At 33.3% G+C, this 16,652-nt stretch carries 16 protein-coding genes and 1 tRNA gene; 1 reads left to right on the forward strand and 16 read right to left on the reverse strand.

Features of this window, described 5'->3' with window-relative positions; translation table 11 throughout:
• Complete coding sequence (locus CIGN_RS05150; protein ID WP_086302613.1) at positions 1–2,853, forward strand: DEAD/DEAH box helicase family protein; 2,853 nt, start codon at positions 1–3, stop codon at positions 2,851–2,853.
• Positions 2,854–3,082: 229 nt separating this feature from the next.
• Here the strand turns inward: CIGN_RS05150 and CIGN_RS05155 are convergent.
• The 16 genes from CIGN_RS05155 to CIGN_RS05230 form a co-directional block, all read right to left on the reverse strand.
• A tRNA-Ile gene (locus CIGN_RS05155) sits at positions 3,083–3,159 on the reverse strand.
• 92 nt (positions 3,160–3,251) lie between these two features.
• Positions 3,252–4,763 carry a sodium/proline symporter PutP gene (gene putP, locus CIGN_RS05160; protein ID WP_086302615.1) on the reverse strand — a complete coding sequence of 504 codons (1,512 nt, stop codon included), beginning with the start codon at positions 4,761–4,763 and terminating at the stop codon, positions 3,252–3,254.
• 9 nt (positions 4,764–4,772) lie between these two features.
• Positions 4,773–6,584 carry a penicillin-binding protein 2 gene (gene mrdA / locus CIGN_RS05165; RefSeq protein WP_086227843.1) on the reverse strand — a complete coding sequence of 604 codons (1,812 nt, stop codon included), beginning with the start codon at positions 6,582–6,584 and terminating at the stop codon, positions 4,773–4,775.
• Positions 6,581–7,069: a hypothetical protein gene (locus tag CIGN_RS05170; RefSeq protein ID WP_236844742.1), complete on the reverse strand. Its 489-nt coding sequence runs from the start codon at positions 7,067–7,069 to the stop codon at positions 6,581–6,583. The genes mrdA and CIGN_RS05170 overlap by 4 nt, the downstream gene beginning before the upstream one ends.
• Positions 7,036–7,494 (reverse strand): N-acetyltransferase, encoded by a 459-nt coding sequence (locus tag CIGN_RS05175; protein WP_086302617.1) that lies wholly within the window; start codon positions 7,492–7,494, stop codon positions 7,036–7,038. The genes CIGN_RS05170 and CIGN_RS05175 overlap by 34 nt, the downstream gene beginning before the upstream one ends.
• On the reverse strand, positions 7,491–8,087 hold the full coding sequence (gene yihA / locus CIGN_RS05180; RefSeq protein WP_086302619.1) for a ribosome biogenesis GTP-binding protein YihA/YsxC: 597 nt from the start codon (positions 8,085–8,087) through the stop codon (positions 7,491–7,493). Before yihA ends, CIGN_RS05175 begins: the two co-directional genes overlap by 4 nt.
• Complete coding sequence (locus tag CIGN_RS05185) at positions 8,084–8,557, reverse strand: LptA/OstA family protein (protein WP_236844743.1); 474 nt, start codon at positions 8,555–8,557, stop codon at positions 8,084–8,086. Before CIGN_RS05185 ends, yihA begins: the two co-directional genes overlap by 4 nt.
• Positions 8,542–9,057, reverse strand: coding sequence for an LPS export ABC transporter periplasmic protein LptC (lptC, locus tag CIGN_RS05190; protein ID WP_086229459.1), 516 nt, complete (start codon positions 9,055–9,057; stop codon positions 8,542–8,544). The genes CIGN_RS05185 and lptC overlap by 16 nt, the downstream gene beginning before the upstream one ends.
• Positions 9,048–9,536 carry a KdsC family phosphatase gene (locus CIGN_RS05195; protein ID WP_086224188.1) on the reverse strand — a complete coding sequence of 163 codons (489 nt, stop codon included), beginning with the start codon at positions 9,534–9,536 and terminating at the stop codon, positions 9,048–9,050. The genes lptC and CIGN_RS05195 overlap by 10 nt, the downstream gene beginning before the upstream one ends.
• Complete coding sequence (hisB, locus tag CIGN_RS05200) at positions 9,533–10,105, reverse strand: imidazoleglycerol-phosphate dehydratase HisB (RefSeq protein WP_086302621.1); 573 nt, start codon at positions 10,103–10,105, stop codon at positions 9,533–9,535. Before hisB ends, CIGN_RS05195 begins: the two co-directional genes overlap by 4 nt.
• 8 nt (positions 10,106–10,113) lie before the next feature.
• A complete protein-coding gene (locus tag CIGN_RS05205; protein WP_236844744.1) occupies positions 10,114–10,941 on the reverse strand; it encodes a septal ring lytic transglycosylase RlpA family protein in 828 nt (275 codons plus the stop codon).
• A complete protein-coding gene (locus CIGN_RS05210) occupies positions 10,925–12,121 on the reverse strand; it encodes a lytic transglycosylase domain-containing protein (protein ID WP_086226442.1) in 1,197 nt (398 codons plus the stop codon). The genes CIGN_RS05205 and CIGN_RS05210 overlap by 17 nt, the downstream gene beginning before the upstream one ends.
• Positions 12,122–12,129: 8 nt before the next feature.
• A complete protein-coding gene (locus tag CIGN_RS05215) occupies positions 12,130–12,891 on the reverse strand; it encodes a TatD family hydrolase (protein WP_086226443.1) in 762 nt (253 codons plus the stop codon).
• Entirely contained in the window at positions 12,888–14,111 is a 1,224-nt protein-coding gene (locus CIGN_RS05220) for a GGDEF domain-containing response regulator (protein ID WP_086302623.1), read from the reverse strand. The genes CIGN_RS05215 and CIGN_RS05220 overlap by 4 nt, the downstream gene beginning before the upstream one ends.
• A gap of 64 nt (positions 14,112–14,175) precedes the next feature.
• Positions 14,176–15,696 carry an AAA family ATPase gene (locus CIGN_RS05225; RefSeq protein ID WP_086302625.1) on the reverse strand — a complete coding sequence of 507 codons (1,521 nt, stop codon included), beginning with the start codon at positions 15,694–15,696 and terminating at the stop codon, positions 14,176–14,178.
• Entirely contained in the window at positions 15,693–16,550 is an 858-nt protein-coding gene (locus CIGN_RS05230) for an NAD(+) kinase (protein ID WP_086302627.1), read from the reverse strand. The genes CIGN_RS05225 and CIGN_RS05230 overlap by 4 nt, the downstream gene beginning before the upstream one ends.
• Between the last annotated feature and the right edge of the window lie 102 nt (positions 16,551–16,652).

Consider the following 16,652-nt stretch of genomic DNA (forward strand, 5'->3'; position numbering starts at 1 on the left):
ATGAGCAAAACTATATATGATGAAAAAAGACAATATCAAGCTGATATAATAAAAGAATTTGCTAAAAATGGAGTTGTAGAGCGAAACGCAAAGTACTATGATAAAAATTTAGCAATGGATAAAGAGATATTACTAGAGTTTTTAAAATCCACTCAAGAAAAGGAGCTTAATTCGCTTGGGCTAAAGGGTGATGAGATAATCTCTAAAATCAATGACTATATAATCAAAAATGGAATTCTAGAGTGCTTAAAAAATGGCGTAATGATAAATAATACAAACTTAGAGCTAGTTTATAACAAAGAAAGCTCTGGTTTTAATGCTGATTTAGCCCAGAAATATGAAAAAAATAAAATCACAATAATACAAGAAGTAAATGCCGATAATGAGAATAAAGAGCGTGTGGATTTAGTGGTTTTTGTCAATGGTGTGGCGTTTGCTTGTATGGAACTTAAAAGCAATTATTCAGGGCAGGATTATAAAGATGCTATAAAGCAGTATAAAGAGGATAGAAACCCGCAAAATAGGCTATTTGATAATAGGCTTGGTGCGATTGTGTTTTTTGCTTTGGATCTGTATGAGTGCTATATGACTACAAAGCTAGAAAAATCCAAAACTAAATTTCTAGCCTTTAATAAAGGCAAAGGAAGTGGCAGTGAGACAGGGGCTGGAAATGATGAAATAGAAGGCAAAATAAGCAATGTATGGTATCTATGGGAAGAGGTGTTAGTAAAGGATAATATAATTGATTTGATTAAAAATTTTATATTTGATGATAAGGGAGTTATGATTTTCCCACGCTATCATCAAATGGATCTAGTACATAAAGTAAAAAGCGATATTTTGAAAAATTCAGAGTATAAAAACTACTTAATCCAGCATAGCGCAGGATCTGGCAAGACTAAAAGCATAGCTTGGCTGGCATATATGCTAGCATCTTTGTATAAAGATGGCTCTGTAAGATATGAAAGCGTGATAATCGTAACCGATAGAATAGTAGTAGATAGACAACTGCAAAATGAGATAAACAAGATCAAGCATCAAGAAGGATTTATAAAAGCTCTTGGCGATGAAAATAGCTCAAAAGATCTAAAAGATGCTATAAAAAATAGTGTAAAAATTATAATTTCTACAATACAAAAATTCTCTTATATCAAAGATGAATTAAAAAATTTTAACACCAAATGTGCTGTGATAATAGATGAAGCGCACTCTAGCACCAGCGGGTCTAATATGGAAGCTTTGATAGATACTCTTAGTGCTGAATTTGGCGCAAAGAATAAACCTAAAAATATAAGCCTTTTTGGCTTTACAGCTACACCAAAGAAAAGTACTTTACAAATATTTGGTAAAGAGATAGATGGCATGTTTGCGCCTTTTCATCTATACTCTATGAAACAAGCGATAGAAGAAGGATATATCCTAAATGTACTTGATAACTATACAACATATAACACTCTTTATAATATAGTATTAAATAGCAGCGATAAAGAGGTAGAACAAAACCAAGCAAAACGCAAAATAAGAGATATAATCAAACATAATACCGATATCATAAAAAGCCGTGTAGCTGTGATAGCTGAGCATTTTGCTAATATCGGTAGCGATATGCTAGGCAGTAAAGCTAAAGCTATGGTAGTGTGCGAGGATATAGAAAGCGTGATAAGATATTATCAAGCTTTTTGCGAGTATTGCGTGGGGAGATATGATTTTAAACCTTTAATAGCTTTTAGCGGTCAAAAAGAGGTTGATGAAGTGGAGTATAGCGAAAGTGGGATAAATGGCATAAGCGAAGCATCTTTGCCTAGTGAATTTAATAAAGATGAGCGAAGGGTGCTTTTTGTCGCAAATAAATACCAAACAGGATTTGACCAAAATAAGCTTTGTATAATGTATGTCATCAAAGCCCTTAGCGGAATAACCGCCGTCCAAACACTATCAAGGCTAAATAGAATTTGCCCAGAATTTCCGCATAAAACTACTTTTGTGCTTGATTTTGTAAATAAATTTGATGATATTATGGCGAGTTTTGCGCCCTATTATACGCAAACTATGCTAAAAGATGGCATTGATATGGCTGATTTACTTGATATCAACGCAAAAATAGATGGATATAATATCTTAATGCCACTTGAAGAAAAGATAGTAGCAGATGCTATTGCTAATATAGATGATAATACTCAAACGATGATAAGGCCATATTTCACAAAAGCAATAACACAGATAAATAATTTAGATGATAAGCATAAAGTAGAGTTCAAAGGGTTGCTTACAAACTACAAAAAGATCTTTTTACACTTAAAAATCATTTTTGGTGATATTTCTAGCGATAAGCTAAATAATAGATATACTTTTATAGAAATTTTGCTCAAACAGCTTACAAATGAAAATAGAAGTAGCGAAAATATAGATATAGATATAGGCGTGATAAATGTTCAAGTACTAAAAAACCAAACACACACAAAAGAGAGTATAAAACCAGATCCGGTGATGGAGATGAGCCCCTTTGGCTCAATGAAGATTGATTCTAGCAAGCTAGAAAAGCTATCAATAATTGTAAAAAAAATCAATGATAATCTTAGTCTAAATATGGAAGAAAACTCGCAAATTCAAGCTATTATAAATATCTCTGAGAAACTACTAAATAGCACCAAGCTACAAAGCGGAGCAAAAAATAATAATAAAGATGATTTTACAAAACTTTATAATGATGAATTAAATGATATTTTAACAGATAATTATAATGATGCGCAATTTGGTGCTTTATACGGCCAACTATTGAATAATCAAACCTATATAGATGAAATTTTCATACCATTTAGAGATAATATTTATGATATTTTAGAAAAAAGATAGGTGAAAATTTGGCATAAATGGCGGATTTTCATCGGCTCTTAGCCTTGCTTGCGGTTATGAAATTTGAGTTAAATCGCATTAGAAAAGTTATTTGAAATTTGATTTTAAGAGAAAAACGGCCTTAAAATCAGCGTTTAAAGTATTTAAAGCATTATAAAAAGAGATTTTAAAAATTAAAGAAAATTTAAAAAATTAAAAATATTTTAAGAATTTAAAAAAGAAATTTAAGTGGTGGGTTTACCAGGACTCGAACCTGGGACCATCCGGTTATGAGCCGGATGCTCTAACCAACTGAGCTATAAACCCACTTGAAATAAGAGTTGAAATTATACAGAATAATTCCTTAAATCTATATAAAACAACTCTAAAAATTAAAATTAGACTAGATAAATTTATCTTTAAAGCTGACTTTGTTTATCTCTCATTTTATTAAATTCATCATCGATAACAGATGAATTTGGCTCTTGCGACATTCTTTCTAACATATTGTTATAGCGATTTACCAGCCAGATTACAAGAGATGATAGCAAGAATGCAGGCAATAATTCATAAACTATACTTGAAAGACCAAATAATATCCATAAAAGTACCGTTACACCACCGATTATAATTCCAGCAAGCGCAGATAAGGCGCTCATATGACGTGAATATAGACTAAATAATAAAACAGGTCCGAAGCTCGCACCAAATCCAGCCCATGCATTACCCACAACTCCAAGTACTGTATCGCTAGAATTAAATCCAATAATTGTAGCAATCACAGCTACAATTATAACCGAAATTCGCCCCGTCAATACCTGAGTTCTATCGCTTACATCATGTTTATAAAAAGCAAAGATAAAATCCCTAGTAACAGAACTAGCGCTAACTAAAAGCTGAGATGATATAGTACTCATAATGGCTGCTAAAACTGCTGAAATAATCACACCTACAATAAATGGGTGAAATAAAGTGTCACCAAGCTTTAAAAATACAGTCTCTGGATCGGATAAAGGATTGCCATTTTGCGAAAAATATACAAAACCAATAAGCCCACTAGCCATTGCACCAACTAAGCCAATAACCATCCATGAAATTCCAATGCGTCTAGCCGAGCTAAGCTCTTTAGCATCTCTAATAGCCATAAACCGCACAATAATATGCGGCTGACCAAAATAACCAAATCCCCAAGCCAAAAGCCCTAAAATACCTAAAAATGTCTGTCCGGCAAAGATATTTAAATGGTCATAATTTGCTGCGTGACTATACTCATTTAAAAGCGCAAAAAAGCTTGAGCCTTCTGGAATATCAATACTAAAATATGCTAATAATGGGATACAGACCAACACTAAAAACATTAAAATACCTTGGAATGCATCAGTTAGACACACAGCCTTAAATCCGCCAAAAAATGTATAAAATACCACTATAAATAGAGTTACTGCGGCACCAAGAGTAAAATCTAAACCAAAAAAGCTCTCAAATGTCTTGCCTCCTGCGATGATACCACTACTTACATAAAGTGTGTAGAATACCAAAATAAAAATTCCTGAAATTATGCGTAAGACTTTTGTTTTATCCTTAAATCTATTTTCTAAATAATCAGGAATAGTAATGCTATCGCCAGAAATTTCAGTATATACCCTAAGCCTACTGGCTAAATACTTATAATTCGCCCACGCACCAATGCTAAGTCCTATAGCAATCCATGCATTACAAATTCCACTTAGATACAACGCTCCAGGCAATCCAAGAAGCATCCAACCACTCATATCGCTAGCACCAGCACTTAATGCGGTCATAAATGGCCCTAAAGAGCGATTATCTAGCAAGTACTCATTTAAATTTGACTTTTTATTATAAGCTAGGCGACCAATCACCAAAAGCACCGCAAAATATAGCCCAATAGCTAAATAGGTAGTAAAATCCAAATTCTCTCCTTATTTACTGTTTTTTTTCTTTAAATATTTTTCATCTATATAACCCATATCTGCAAGCTTGTCAAAAATTCTAGCAAGTATCGGTCCAGCCGCACCTCCACCGCTTGCACCATGCTCTACTAATACAGTTACTATATATCTAGGATTCTCGTATGGAGCATATCCTGTCATCCATGCATGTGAGCGCTCATAGTATTCCATATCAACCTCTTTTATGCGCACCTTATCTTCTTGACTAATTCCTACTACTTGAGCAGTACCTGATTTAGCCGCTATGGTAACCTTTGATGGGCTTAATACTCTAAATCCTGTACCGCCTGGAATATTAGCTACTGCATGCATTCCTTCCCTTATATATTTTAGAGCTGATTTTTCTTTTTGGCTTAAAATATCTCTAGCATGCCACTCTTGAGGCACTCCATTGATACTACCAATAAAATGCGGTGTAACATCATGCCCCATTGCAAAAATTGCCGTATCTCTAGCTACTTGCATAGGAGTTGCTAAGAAGCTACCCTGACCTATACTAGTATTAATAGTATCACCTTGATACCATGGCTGATTTAATCTCATCTTTTTCCACTGAGCATCTGGAACAATTCCTATATACTCATTTGGCAAATCAACTCCAGTTTTAACTCCAAAGCCATAGCGTCTAAGAACTGGCGCCATAATATCAATTCCTACATTATATGCTCCACGATAAAAATATGTATCACAGCTATCACGCAAAGCCTCGACTATAGTCATCATCTCAGAGCCATAATTTTTCCAATTTCTAAATTTTCTATCACCTAGCTCAAGATATGGATCACAAAGTATCCGTGATGTTGGCGCATATTTTCCACTCTCAAAAAATGCCATACCCATCGCCATCTTTACAACACTTCCAGGTGGATATAGGGCATTTATTAATTTATTAGTAAATGGATGATCTGGATTATTCATCATCTCATTCCAATCGCTTTGACTAATACCAGTTACAAATTGATTCAAATCATACTCTGGCAAGCTTGCTGCTGCTAAAATAGATCCATCAATTCCATCCATAACTACTACCGCACCAGCTGGACGATCAAAAGCTTGATATAAGTACTTTTGTAATTCCAAATCAATAGTTAAAGATATATCAGTACTGCTTGGCTTAATATAACCAATCTCTTCTACAACCTTATTTAGTGCAGTAACCTTGGTAGTTCTTTGACCTTCTACTCCTTGTAAAATTTCATTATAATAGCGCTCAATTCCACTACGACCTGTATAGTTAGTCAGTTTTGAAAGCGGATTTGCCTCTATATCTTTTAAATTTGCCCTACCAACATATCCAATAACATGGCTAGCTAACTCACCTAATGGATAATGACGGATAGAAACTGGATTTACCGAGGTATTTTCACGCAAATTTAGCCTAGCAAAATGTGGTAAAACTCTATCATAATCTAAAAAATTTACAACATTTACAAAATCTTGTGAATAGGGAGAGTCGTTTTTGATATACTCTCTTTTTAGCTTTGTAGCATTTAAATCTGGAAACACTGAGATTATAAAGTTTATCTCATCATCTAATACTTTTAAATTTCGTCTTAAATGTGGCTTAATAGAGATCTCAAATCCTAATTTATTTACTGCTAAAGGCTGGCCATTTTTATCTAAAATTTGACCACGAACCGGAGCAATATCTTCAGTTTTTATTGCATTTTTTTCGGCAATCTGCTCATAATACTCATTTGATTTAATACTTAAATAATAGATACGAGTAAGCAAAATAATCCATACAAGAACGATAATTCCATATACAATAGTTAGCCTCATAGCACCCGCCCTCTAAATATTACAAGTGCTATTAGTGATTCTATCGCAGCATATAGCAAATACTCATAGCTTAGCTCAAGACGAGGCTGATTAAGTATATAAAGTGCAATATTACTCATAACCAAAGTAAGAATATAGCCTGAAAATACATATATAGTTATTAATAGCTTTCTCCATTTGATATTTGTCTTTAGCCAATCATCAAAAAGATAGTAAAATAACAACCATGCTAAAAGCACCGAGCAAAACTCAAATCCATTTAATTGTTCAGCAAAAAATAAAAAGGCTACAGTTAGATACCATCTTTTATCTTTTACCCCAAGCGTTCGCTCAATCTCATCACTAAGTATTATTAAATAAGCAAAAAATATCCCTATAAGAGATGGTAAAAATAGCGATGTTAAACTAAATATCTCATAGCCTATAACAGATATACAAAAAAGGCTAAATCTTAGAGATTGTGAATTAGTGCTATTTCGTTGCATACTGGAAAGTGTTTGCATTTTATGCAATCGGCCCAAATTTTTTGCGCTGGAAGCTTCTCTTTAGAAATTTCTTCAAACCCTAAGTTTTTAAAAAATTCACTTCTATAAGTAAGAGTAAAAACTTGAGCAATCTCAAGCTCTCTAGCCTGAGCTAATAAGGCATTTACTAGTCCACTACCTACGCCTTTGCCTCTATAGGATCCATCAACTATCAAGCTTCTAACCTCAGCTAAATTTGCTGCGTGAATATGAAGAGCGCTATATCCAATGAGCCTATCATCATCAAAAGCCAATGTATATGAGCGAATATTAGTAGCTATCTCATCATCACTTCTAGGCAAAATCACCCCATTTTCAATCTCAGGACGAACCAAAATCTGCATACTAGCTATATCTTTTAATCTTGCTTTTTTATACTCTATCATTTTACACCAAATACTGCATTATATATCGCTTTTGTCGTTTTATCTATACCGGTTTTTTTACTACTTGAGACCAAAATCGCAGCTGGATCAATCTTTAAAACAGCTGACTTTTGACTCTGATTTAGTTTATCTGATTTTGTGTAAATATTTAATACATTCTGGTCAGGTCGGACAAATTCATTTAGATACAAACCAAGATTTTCATCTTTTTGCAGCCCCGCATGTCTAGAATCTATCAAATGGATAAAAGCCTTTATACTAATGCGTTCACGCAAATATTTATCTAGATTTTTTTGCCATGCATTATGCATACTTTTACTAACTTTAGCGTAACCAAACCCAGGTAAATCCACAAAAATCAATGGAACCTTATCCTCGCCATTATCGACTATAACCTCAAAATAGTTAATTAGCTGAGTTTTACCTGGTGTAGAGCTAGATTTAGCCAATCCATGGTGATTAGTTAGTGCATTAATAATAGAGCTTTTACCAACATTACTACGCCCTAAAAACGCCACTTCACTTATACCAAACTCAGGAGAATCATCAACTCCTTGAGCTGAGAGTAAAAACTTAGCACTTACGATTCTCATTTATCTTCTACCTGAAATATAAATTTAACTGGCTTTTTATCCTTGCTTTTGACACTATAAACACCTTTTAACTGATCTACTATAATTTCATCACCAAAAATTTTCTTATCACTATCAACTTCATGCAAAAATGCACTACCTTTTAAGGTGTAAATTTGCCCTTTTGGCTCATAGGTTAGTAAATCGCCACTACCATTATACTTTTTACCATCTAGTAAAATACTAAATTTGGCATCACTTATTGCCTCATATTTTTGCGGTTTTCGATTTTTATCAAAGTAAATTTTAACACGATTTGCAGTTAATGTATCGCTTTTACCTTTTTTAATTAATACATTACCTACAAGTTCTCCAAGTCCTACTTTCTCATCAGCATAGAAGCTATCAGCACTTACTTCGACCTGATTTGCACTTACTACACCATAAAAGAATGCAACAACTATAAAAGATTTAACTATTTGTAAAACCAACCTTTAACTCCTTTTGCAACGATATGATTACTATCAAGTGCATATATCACGCTTTTTCCTACTATTTTATCACTATTTTGCAATAATTCAAATGGGACACTGCTTAATAATGTTTTCTCCATCATTAGATACTGAATTTCACTAGAGTTGTATCGCAAATTGGTATCTAAATTTAGATATCTCACATCGCCAAAAAATGTTATATTATTATCTTTATAAATAGCCTCATTTGAGGTGATGTTGTGTCTATCTTTTTGGATAAAGGTAACATTTGGCTGAATAAATTCATTATAATCATCATAGGCTATAACACTTTTAGATGTAAATTTAGCATATGTATTTGTAGCATTTATCTCATAGCTTATTACTCCATCTGCTTGCATATTTGCTACCTTTATACTGTTACTTTGCAGGCTAGCTTCATATGGGTTTTGTAACATTAACGCCACTACGCTCATACTAAAAAGAGCCACAACAAAATAAAAAATTTTTATAGCCAACGCCCAATCCACTCATCACGTAAATTTTCTCTATCAATGATAATTTCTATCATCTCTCTAACTGCACCATAACCGCCATTTTTACTTAATTTTATATCTGGAGTAAGCGCTTCAAAAGCATCATTTGGTGCAAAACTAATAGCTACATTTTTTAACAATTTCATATCATTTAAATCATCGCCAATAGCAGCTGCATTTTCTAAACTTAGTCCTTCTAATTCTAAAATCTCCTTAGCCTTAGCAAGTTTATCGCTTACACCTTGAAAACAATACTTAATCTCTAGCTCTTTGGCTCTATCAGCTACGATTTGAGAGCTTTTACCTGTAATTATGGCCGAAATTTTACCCATACGATTCCACTGTTGTATGGCAAATCCATCTTTTACATCAAATCTTTTAAATTCATCAGATAAATTAGTCTTGTAAAGACCACCATCACTCATACATCCATCAACATCTAAAAATATTATCTCTATCATAATACGCCTTTGGTGCTTGGAATTCCTATCTTATCATTTTTAGCCACAGCCCTACGAAATGCCACAGCAAAAGCCTTAAATGTAGCTTCTGCTATATGGTGAGAGTTTGTGCCTCTTTGCTTGATTATGTGCAAGGTAATGCTTGAATTCATTGCAAGTGCTCTAAAAAACTCCTCTACAAGCTCACTATCAAAGTTCCCAATCTTTGGATTCATCTGCGATTCATAGACCAAAAAAGGTCTATTAGATAGATCCAAAGCACACTCCACAGCAGCCTCATCCATAACTACAACTGCATTGCCGTATCTCTCCACGCTACCAAGCGGATATAGAGCTTCCTTGATAGCTTGACCTAGTACGATACCGCAATCTTCTACGCTATGGTGATCATCTATATGTAAATCTCCTTTGCAATAAAGCTTAATATCCATTAAAGAGTGCTTTGCAAATGCAGTTAACATATGATCAAAAAATCCAATACCAGTATCTATATCGCCATTACCGCTTCCATAAATTTCAAGCTCTAAACTAATATCAGTCTCTTTTGTTTTTCTTTGTTTTTTTATCATTATATTTCCTAATCTCTAGCTATAAACGCACCTTTAAACTGACCACTAGATATGAAATCACGAGCTTCAGCTTCGCTTCTAAATCCTGTTAAAAATACCCTATAAATTGGCTCACCATTTAAACTATACTCACGAACTGTTGTTTTATAAATTCCGTTTGTATTATTATATTGAGTTTTATAGGTATTTGCTCCAGCAAGGCGTCTAAATGCACCAATTTGCACCATAAAATTACCGCCTGTATATGTGTGGGTTTTAGCCGTTTTATTAGCCGGAGTCTCAACCTGTCCGTAAAATCCTATAACTTCAAGCTTTACTGGAACTGTTCCATCAGCAATCATAGCAATTTCTAAAGCTGCGGCTTTAGATAAATCAATAACCCTACCAGCTACAAATGGTCCTCTGTCATTTATTCTTACTGTGGTTGTTTTGCCATTTTTTAAACTTGTAACTTTAACCATTGTATTCATTGGCAAGGTTTTATGAGCTGCAGTTAGAGTATGCATATTATATGTTTCGCCATTACTTGTTTTTTTGCCATGAAAATTTGGTCCATACCAGCTAGCAATACCTGTAGCTGTATCACCTACTTCTACTACTGTTGGGTAATATGTTTTACCATTTATTGTATATGGTCTCATTGTAGATTCTTGATTGCTAGCACCACCATTTGGTATAGTTTCAAAATCTGAACCTGAGTAGTTTGAACCATATCCTGAGCCTAAATAGCCACCTGAATACCCCGAACCTGAGTAGTGTGGGATACTCTTTGTAGAACATCCGCTAAATAATGCACCCGCTAGCGCTATGACTGATAATTTAGTGAGGTATGACAAGATTTTCTCCTATTGCTAATTTCATATTTGTTTTGCTATTTGCCTTTATAATTTCATCTACTTCTACGCCAAATTTACGTGAAATCATTCCAAGTGTATCACCCTTTTTAACCTGATACTCATAGATTGTTTTAGCATTTGCTGGGACGGCAAGTTTATAGTTTGATTTTATCTTACTTACATTATTATACTCTTTAATATCGCTTGCTTTAATATTTAACTTTTTAGCAATAATTTCAAAAGTATCACCTTTTTTAGTATTATAAATTTTACTCTTTGACCCCTCTTTATAATTAGCGACAAACTCCTCTTTTTTAATTGTTGGGATATAAATATAATAAGTCTCCCTATTTGGCGGAGTAAAGCTGTATCTTAAATGAGTATTATATTTGCTAAGATTTTCTAAACTAAATCCGATAGATACAGCCACATCTCTTAAGCTAGTTCCACCTGGAATTTCAACTCTTTTAATACCTATATATGTAGCTGAATTTAGCATTGAACTATCTTTTGAGATTAGAAAATCACTATCATTTGCCACATATGCCATCATTATAATTTTACGTAGATAATCTCTGCTTTCTAACGAAAGGTACTTTTTCTTTGGGTTTAAAAGCACCATTATATCATCACTTCCAGCTAATTTTATAGCTTTGCTTAATTTTCCCTCTCCTGCATTGTAAGCTAAAATAGCTAGATACCACTTGCCAAACCTATCTTTTAATCTTTCTAAATAATCAATAGCAGCGTGCGTCGCTTGAAGTGGATCTCGTCTCTCATCTACATATTTATCAACATTTAGATTATGTAATTTAGCGGTGCTTGGGATAAACTGCCAAATTCCAGCTGCTTTAGCTCCAGAGGTTGCTCTATTTGATAACTTAGATTCTACAATAGCTAAATATAATAAAAAATTTGGAGCATTTCGCTCTTTTAAGACATCTTTTATTATAGCAGCATGCTTATACTCTTTAGTTATTGTATTTATAAATTCTTTCTTTGTCATATCCATTCGAACATTTTTAAGTAGTAAAAAATGCTCATCGTTTATATATTTTGGGTCAATATCAAGCTCTTTTAATACCCTAATTTCTTTTTGAAAATTATCATCTGAAACCATAAACCCAAATGAGCAACTACAGCTTAAAAGTATAAATAAAACTATGGCAAATATTCTCATCTCTCTCCTTAAATTCCAAATAATCTATTTGCATTTTGCGTTGTAATACTCTCAACATCGCTCCTGCTAAGTCCTAAAATATCAGCCATTTTATCAGCTACATATGTCGTAAATGCTGGCTCATTTCTCTTACCTCTATGAGGTTCAGGAGTAAGATATGGAGCGTCAGTTTCAAGCACAAGTCTATCAAGCGGAATCTTAGGTAAAATTTCAACTAATTTTTTTCCATTTTTAAAAGTTAAAACACCACCTATTCCATAATAAAATTTACTGCTTAATTCAAGCAAGATAGGACTAGCATTAAAACAATGCAAAACTCCGCCAACTAGCCTACTTTCGTACTCTTTTAAAATTTTTAGACTATCCTCGTTTGCATCTCTAATATGCACAATAAGTGGCAAACCAAGTTCCACGGCTAATTCGATTTGACTGATAAAAGCCTCTTTTTGTTTGGCTTTATAACTATCTATATCTGTTGCTGGTAGTCTAAAATAGTCTAGTCCACACTCGCCTATAGCTATACATTTTGACTCTTTAGCAAATTTACGCAAAATATCTATATCATACCCATCGATTTCATATGGATGCACTCCAGCAGCAAAGTATATATTTTCATTTGAATTTGCTATTTCTAACGCTTTTGGCAGATCATTTATATCTGCTCCTGGAATTATAATCTTTTGCACTCCGCTATCAAATGCACTTTTTATTACGCTACTAATATCATCAAATCTAGCATCATCTAGATGACAATGTGTATCTATAATCATAAAATTTCTACCCTATTTTTACCATTTAATTTTGCTTTTGTTAAAGCTTTATATCCTATATTTATTGCTTGATCAATTTTGAGTGAATTATCAAAAAGACAAACTCCTACTGAAATAGTTGGGCGAATAGCTGAGGCGACTACTAAATTTGCAACCTTTGATCTAATTTGCGCCATAATTCTTACACTCTCATCAAAGCTAACTTTATCTAAAATCACACCAAATTCACCACCGCTAAGGCGCGCTACAATCATTCCTTTTAGCTCATTTCTAAGCATAGATGCCACATGCGCTATAACTCTATCGCATAGATCAAAGCCAAATTTAGCATTTATATCTCTTAATCCATCAATATCAATAATTGCGATGCTAAATTCTGCTTTTCGCTCTGCTAAATTTTTTACATAATTAAAAAAATAACGCCTATTAAATAACTTTGTTAATGGGTCATATTTTTTATATAGTTCGATATTAATCTCATCTTGCATAGCTTTTAGATTGCTATCTACTCTATATATAATCTCCTCTTTACTAAAAGGCACAGAGATAAAATCATTTGCACCATTTTTTAGAAATTTTGCCGCCACATCATTATCGCTAGCTGCTACTACGATTAAGCCTAGATGATTTTTATCCTTTGTTTGGCGAATTTGACGCATTAAGTCAAATCCATTGATAACTGGCATATTATAGGCTGTTAAAATTAGTTTAATATCTGGATTATCCTCTAAATAATTTAACGCCTCCTCGCCATGTGCTGCAGTAAAAACTTTATAAAGTTGCGAATTTAAAATCTCTTTTAGCTGATTTCTCACGCTCATAGACGGCTCGACTATCATAACCTTATAGCTACGATTTCTACATAGTCTATTAATTGTTTCAAAGATATAATTAATCGCATCAAGATTATCTTTTACTACATAATCAACAATATTTTTTTGCATAAAGAGCTTTTTTAAATTCTCATCTACACTACCAGTTAAAATAATAGCTAAGATATTTTTAGATAGTACATAATCAACCACTTCACCATCTGGTGCATCAGGTAAATTAATATCAAGTAAAGCAATAAAAAAGTCATCATTTTCCTCAATAGCCTCAATCGCCTCTGCGTAACTATGTGTTACTACGATATCCATATCAACATGTGCGTTCATCTTTTTGGCTATTAGCTTAGCTAAAGCTTTATTATCCTCGACTATAATGACTCTCTCACGCATGATAACCCCATCTTAATTTAATATTCAAAGTCTTGATTATACTCAAATTAGACTTTAACACTCATTAAAGCAATAACTTCTTAGCAAATTCAGTCGCCTCTTGCGTTATACTTTCACCACTTATCATACGCGATAACTCCATTACTCTTTCATCCATATTTAACTCTTTTGCAGTAGAGCCTTTTATATCTTTTTGTACTAAAAAGTGATGATGGGCTTTTGAGCTAAGTTGAGGCTGATGTGAAATAGCAAAAATTTGATATAAGCTTGATAGTTCTATCAATACATTTGCTATACTCATAGCCTCTTTGCCACTTAGATTAGCGTCTATTTCATCAAGGATTAACACTCCACCACCAAGACCGCTAATCTTAGCTTCACTAGCGATAAAAGCAAGTCTTAAACGATTTATCTCTCCACTACTTAGGGTTTTTAAATTTGAACTATTTAAATTTATATCTACTAAATCAGCACCATTAATATCTAAATTTTTACTATTTAAATCCATATCAATCTTATCCATATATAGATCTTTTAAATAGCTATTTATCATAGTTTCTAACTCTTTTATAGCTTTAAAACGCTCTTTTGTTATAGCTTCTGAAGAGCTTTTAAGCTCATTTGATAATTTTGTAAATTTAGATACTAAATCAGATTTTTGAAACTCTATATTTTCATAATGGGCTAATTCACTCTTTCTTCTTTTTAATATCTCTAGACACTCTTCTATACTTCCATATCGTTTTATTAAAGCATTTAGACTCTCTATGCGATCTAAAATCTCCTCAATGTCCAATCCTTCAAACTCATCAAAATCCACGCTACTTCTAGCTATTTTAAGCTCATTTAAAGCATCGCTAAAAAATCCACTATCAATCTCGCTAATATGCAAAGCATCCATTACTGCCTTTTCATAGGCAAATACCATCTCAGCCTTACTCCACGCCTCTTCTATCTTATCTTTTTTGCTAAGGCGTTTTTTAATAGCATTAAGCTCTTCAAATTCTCCTACCTTAGGAGAAACTTGCTCGATCTTTTCTATCTCAAATTTAGCAAATTCTCTAAGCTCATCTATCTTTTTTTCCTCTTCATTAATATTATCAAGCTCTTTTTTTATAGATATAAATTTGCTAAATTTTTCCTTAAATTCAGCCAAATTTTGGCTATAATTTTTAGATTTTTTACTAGCTAAAATATCCAAAAGCCCAAGCAATCTAGCATTTTCAAACTCGCTAATCTCTTTAGCGCTTAGATATTTTAAGTGGCGATTAGCTATTAAATTTAGATTTTTTTTAGATATTGATTGATTGTTTATAAAATATCTTGTACTCTTATCTTTTAAGAGTTTAAAGCAGTTTATACTCTCTTCTTCAATCCCAAACTCATCAAGCCCAAGCCTACACTCCACATCGGCTTCAATAAGCCTAGCATCACTATCTTTGTAGCCAAAAACGCTTAATATCGCCCCCATCAAAACGCTCTTTCCAGCACCACTCACACCAGTAAATACACTAAGCCCAGAGCCAAATTTAAGCTCTAATTCATTAAAACTTAAATAATCTTTAAGATAAATTCTCTCTATCACTGCTGACCCCATCTTAATTTCTCTTTTAATACACCAAAATAGTCCCGCCCCTTTTGCCTTAGCAAATTTACTCTAATATCACTCACACCGATATCCACACTATCAAATTCAATCAAATCAAATCTATCTTGCCCATCTATTAGCACCACCACATCATCATTGCTTCTAAACTCCAGCCTAAACTCCCTAGGCAAGACAAGCGGCCTTTGAGTAAGGCTATGAGAGCATATCGGCGTAACGCTATAAGCATCACACAAAGGATGGATAATAGGCCCTCCAGCGCTCATATTATACGCAGTTGAACCCATCGCAGAGCTAATTATCACCCCATCACCAAAATATGAATTAAAATGCTTTGAATTTAAAAACGCATCAATATGCGAAGTGGTATCTATTTTTTTACGCATTAAAACAATATCATTAAAGGCTAATTTTGTAGTTATTTTGCCATTTTTATTAAAATTTGCTCTAAGCATATATGGACGCTCAACATCATAAATTCCAGCCAAAAATTGATCTAAAAATCCACCAAATCCATCCAAGGTAGAATCAGTCAAAAATCCCAAATGCCCAGTATGCACACCATATACATAAACTTCACTTCTAGCTGCCTTGCGACATGTAGCAATAAAATTACCATCGCCACCTAAAGAGATAATAACTCTAGCTCTTTTAGTTAGCTCATCAAACTCATATCCCTGCACGCCAAGACTACTAGCTACATGAGATTCAAATATCACATCAATTGAGCGACTTTTTATAATCTTTATAATCTTTAATAACGCATCTTTTTGCTCTATTGGATCTCTAGTTGTAATTGCTATAGTATTTAAATTTTTATGAATTTTAGACATAACTCTCCCCTAAAAGCCAAATTCTACACAAAAAAATATAATATAAAGTATAATAATAAAATGAAATTTAACTTTACACGCTCACTAGTCAAAATTTCTAAT

The organism is Campylobacter devanensis (assembly GCF_002139915.1).
In the GTDB taxonomy this organism is placed as follows: domain Bacteria; phylum Campylobacterota; class Campylobacteria; order Campylobacterales; family Campylobacteraceae; genus Campylobacter; species Campylobacter devanensis.